The organism is uncultured Campylobacter sp., from assembly GCF_937997595.1.
In the GTDB taxonomy this organism is placed as follows: Bacteria; Campylobacterota; Campylobacteria; order Campylobacterales; family Campylobacteraceae; genus Campylobacter_B.
The window spans coordinates 1-3,438 of sequence record NZ_CALKTS010000134.1 but is presented as its reverse complement, the minus strand read 5'-3'; the positions used below and the strand labels follow the sequence as shown (position 1 = coordinate 3,438).

General features: G+C 49.1%; 4 protein-coding genes. 1 reads left to right on the top strand and 3 read right to left on the bottom strand.

The features are described 5' to 3' along the window. Positions 1 to 55 precede the first annotated feature (55 nt). From Q0614_RS04650 to Q0614_RS04640, 3 genes are read right to left on the bottom strand one after another with little or no spacing between them, the layout of a single operon-like run. A complete protein-coding gene (locus Q0614_RS04650) occupies positions 56 to 844 on the bottom strand; it encodes an NADH-quinone oxidoreductase subunit C (protein ID WP_298786882.1) in 789 nt (262 codons plus the stop codon). Beyond that, positions 844 to 1,353, bottom strand: coding sequence for an NADH-quinone oxidoreductase subunit B (locus Q0614_RS04645; protein ID WP_177386788.1), 510 nt, complete (start codon positions 1,351 to 1,353; stop codon positions 844 to 846). Before Q0614_RS04645 ends, Q0614_RS04650 begins: the two co-directional genes overlap by 1 nt. Next, the gene (locus tag Q0614_RS04640) at positions 1,335 to 1,724 is read right to left on the bottom strand and encodes an NAD(P)H-quinone oxidoreductase subunit 3 (protein ID WP_297883368.1); all 390 of its coding nucleotides are present in this window, start codon (positions 1,722 to 1,724) and stop codon (positions 1,335 to 1,337) included. Before Q0614_RS04640 ends, Q0614_RS04645 begins: the two co-directional genes overlap by 19 nt. A 173-nt stretch (positions 1,725 to 1,897) precedes the next feature. Between Q0614_RS04640 and Q0614_RS04635 the strand changes: the two genes are divergently transcribed. Then, positions 1,898 to 3,438: inorganic phosphate transporter (locus Q0614_RS04635; protein ID WP_298786880.1), on the top strand; the 1,541-nt coding region annotated here is incomplete at its 3' end.

Here is a 3,438-nt window from a genome sequence, read left to right as displayed (position 1 = left end):
TCGCGCTCGTACTCGATGTTTTCGAAAAAAGGTCTTAGCTTACTTGGATTTTGCATTATTTTCTCTTTATGATGATCTTGTAAATTCCGCGTTTAGCGCGTTTTACAAAGCGCACGCCGCCCTCTTCCTGATATTCTTGTAAAATTTTCTCTTGCGGCCGCGGCTCTCCGTAACCGCCCTCGTGATAGAGCCGCGCGAAGTTAAAGGTATCTTTTTCGTTCACGAATGCGGAATTTCGGTTCTCCTCGCCGATCCGCTCGCGCGCGTCAGATCCAAAAATTTTATCCACCTCGTACCACTTGGCAAACTCGTCTCCTTGCAGCGGATAGGACTTTAAAAGCGGGTGTCCGAACCAATCATCGGGCATTATTAGGCGCGCTAAATTTGGATGATTTTCAATCCAAACGCCCATCATATCGTATAGCTCGCGCTCCGCCCAGTTCGCGCTTTTGTAGATGCCCGCAGCGCTTTGTAAAAAGCTCTCGTTTGACACGAAGCACTTTAGCCGCGCACGGCGCGCTCTTTTGATATCCAAAAGCTGATAAAAAACCTCGATGCCGCCGCGAGCCTCGGTAAAATCCACGCCGCTTAGCTCGCATAAAATTTCATATCCCGCGCCCTTAAGCGCATGCAGCGCCGCTAAATTTTGCGCAGGCTCCACATAGAGCACGAGAGTGTTAAATTCCACGTATGAGTTTAAAATTTGGACGCCTTCAAGCGCGTCCAGATCGTCTTTGAAATCGCTCTCGTTTGCGCTGGTTTTAGGCGTTTCTTCGGGAACGAAAAATCTGTCTTTGTAGTAATTTTTTTTACTCTGATCGCCTTTGGGATTAAATTTTCTCATCAGATCAGCCTTTTTGCCTTTTGTGCGCGGCGCGGAGTTTGGGTGCGGATCTTTTTTTGCAGCACCATCAGCGCAAACTGCAGCGTCTCGGGACGAGGCGCACATCCGGGCAGATAAATATCCACGGGCACTATGCGGTCGCAGCCCTGCACCGTAGCGTAGGTATTAAACATCCCTCCGGTATTGGCGCAGCTACCCATACTGATAACCCATTTAGGCTCTGGCATCGCGTCGTATAGGCGGCGCGTAAACTCGGCGTGCTTTTTGCTAAGCGTGCCTGCGATTATCATCACGTCCGATTGCTTGGCGCTTGCGCGAAATATCGTGCCGAAGCGGTCGAAGTCAAATCTGCCCGCGCCCGCCGCCATCATCTCGATCGCACAGCAAGCAAGCCCGTACGTCATCGCCCACAAAGAGTTGCTCCTGCCCCATGCGATCAGTTTATCGACGGTGGTGAGAACTACTGGAAGCCCGTTTTCGCGCGCGTAGTTTATCTTATGCTCTGCCAATTTAGCGCTCCTTTTTTCCATGCGTAGATGAAACCGATGCCTAATAATACGATGAAAAACGCCATCTCTATAAGCCCGAACACGCCTAAAATTTTAAAATTTACCGCCCACGGAAACATAAAGATAATCTCGACGTCAAAAAGTATGAAAAGTACGGCTATCAAAAAAAAGTGAGAGTTCATTCGGTTGGGCTGTTTGACGGCCTCGGGGCCGCTTTCGTAAATTTCGCCCTTTAGCCGCTCGTCGCGCCTGTCTGCCAAACGCGAGCCTACCAAAGAGGATAGTTTAACGATGAGTGAAAAGACGCAAAAAGCCAGGATTAGCATTACGAATATTCCGAAATACGGGCTTTGCAGCGGAATTCTAGACATTTTTCGCCTCGGTTTTAAAATTTAATGTGGATTGTAACGAAGTATTGATTTAATAAAGCTTAGCGCGCGCCACTAAATTCGCTTTTAAAATTAAAATTTATATACCTCGCCCGTGCGATTTAGTGGGGATTAAGGCGCGTGTGGTAAAATTTCGCGGATTTTAAGGGAGAGCTATGAAATCTAGCAAGATAAGTCTCATTTTCTACGGCATATTCTGCGGCGTAACAATCTATTTTCTTATCTGGGGATTCGGTTTTATAGGAAGCGGCGATAAAATGCTATTTTTAGTTTCGGTATTTTTGGGCATCTTTATGGCCTTTAATATCGGCGGAAACGACGTGGCAAATTCCTTCGGCACCAGCGTCGGAAGCGGCACTCTTAGCATCGCGCAAGCCCTTTGTATCGCGGCGGTATTTGAAGCAAGCGGCGCGGTAATCGCAGGCGGCGAAGTAACCTCGACGATTCGCAGCGGCATAATCGATCTTAGCAAAATGGACGTACATCCTAGGGATTTTATCTATGTAATGATGAGTGCGCTTTTCGCAGCGGGAGCGTGGCTGCTTTTTGCCAGCAGAAAGGGTTTGCCTGTATCCACTACTCATGCGATCATCGGCGGTATCGTGGGCTCGGGACTTACGCTAGGCGCCCTGCTTAATACCGCAGAGACTTCCGCATTCTGGCTAGTGCAGTGGGATAAGATCGGCAAAATAGCGATCTCTTGGGTGCTATCGCCGATTTTAGGCGGCGTGATCTCCTTTGGAATTTTCTGGCTAATTAAGCATTATATTTTGGATTACAACCGCTACGCTCAAATAAAGATCGACCGCATAAAGCGCGAAAAAAAATCCCTCCGCAAACTGCATAAAAAGACCTTCGAGACCCTGGACGACATTCAAAAGATCGCCTATGCAGAAGCGCTAAATCACGATATCTACGCGATGCGCGATCCCGATTTTGATCCAAGCGAGCTGGATAGCGAGTATTATAAAAAGGTGATCGAGCTTGACGCGAAAAAAGAGAAGCTCAAATCTCACAAAGCCCTAGAGTACGGTATCCCCGCCGTAGCGGGTATCGGCGCTTTCGTAATCTCTGCGATGCTGATATTTAAGGGGCTGCATAATCTAAATTTCGGACTTACGAATTTTTACAACTACCTCATCATCGGTATGTCGACGCTAATTACCTGGCTTTTGATGTTTATTTTCGCTAAAACTCTGCGCCGCTCAAATTTAAACAAATCCGCGTTTTTGATGTTTAGCTGGCTGCAGGTGCTCACTGCTAGCGGCTTTGCCTTTTCACACGGCAGCAACGACATCGCAAACGCCGTGGGTCCGTTTGCCGCCATCATCGATACGATGGCTACGAATAGTATCAATCCCTCCACTCCCGTGCCGCAGCAGATTATGATAATGTTCGCAGTAGCCCTCATAGCGGGGCTTTGGTTCATCGGCAAAGAGGTGATCGCCACCGTAGGCACCAATCTTACGAAAATCCACCCGGCCTCGGGCTTTAGCGCCGAGCTCGCAAGCGCCGTCGTCGTCATGGCGGCATCGGTGCTGGGGCTTCCGATCTCCTCGACTCACGTGCTAATCGGCGCGATTTTGGGTATCGGCTTGGTAAATCGCAGCACGAACTGGTCGCTGATGAAGCCGATCGGGCTAGCGTGGATCATCACCCTACCCGTCTCGGCGCTGCTTTCGGCGTTTGCATTCGT